At 60.9% G+C, this 553-nt stretch carries 1 protein-coding gene; it reads right to left on the bottom strand.

Translation table 11 applies throughout. The features are described 5' to 3' along the window. On the bottom strand, nucleotides 1-341 hold a 341-nt coding region (locus tag HYI44_RS29190; protein WP_225571215.1), incomplete at its 3' end, for a cadherin-like domain-containing protein. Nucleotides 342-553: the final 212 nt, after the last annotated feature.

Consider the following 553-nt stretch of genomic DNA (forward strand, 5'->3'; position numbering starts at 1 on the left):
ACCGGTGTGACGCTGATATTCAGGGTCGAAGTGACATTGCTGCCGGAGCCGTCGGTGACGGTGTAGCTGACCACTGGCACGCTGCCGTTGTAATTGGCGGCCGGAGTAAAGGTGTAGGCGCCATTGGCCGCAATGACCAGAGTGCCGACATTGGCGATGGTTGCGGTGCTACCAGCCGTGTAGGTGTTCGTACCAATGGTGAAGTTGACCACAGTCACATCGCCGTCGACGCTCGAGGTGCCAGTGAGGACGCTGCCGGTAACGGCAGTGTCTTCCAAGGTGGAGACCGTTTCGCTGGCATCGGTGAAGCTGTCATCAACCGGAGTGACGCTGATATTCAGGGTCGANCGTTCGCGCCGATCACCAGGGTGCCGACATTGGCGATGGTCGCCGTTGTGCCAGCGGCGTAGGTGGTTTCGCCGATGGTGAAGTTAAGCACGCTGACCGGGCCGTCGACGCTGGAAGTTCCGGTCAGCACGCTGCCGGAGACGGGTGCATCTTCGGTGGTGGTCACGGTTTCGCCGAGGTCGGTGAAGCTGTCATCAACCGGGGT

It is taken from the genome of Pseudomonas sp. Y24-6 (genome assembly GCF_020295325.1).
In the GTDB taxonomy this organism is placed as follows: Bacteria; Pseudomonadota; Gammaproteobacteria; order Pseudomonadales; family Pseudomonadaceae; genus Aquipseudomonas; species Aquipseudomonas gregormendelii.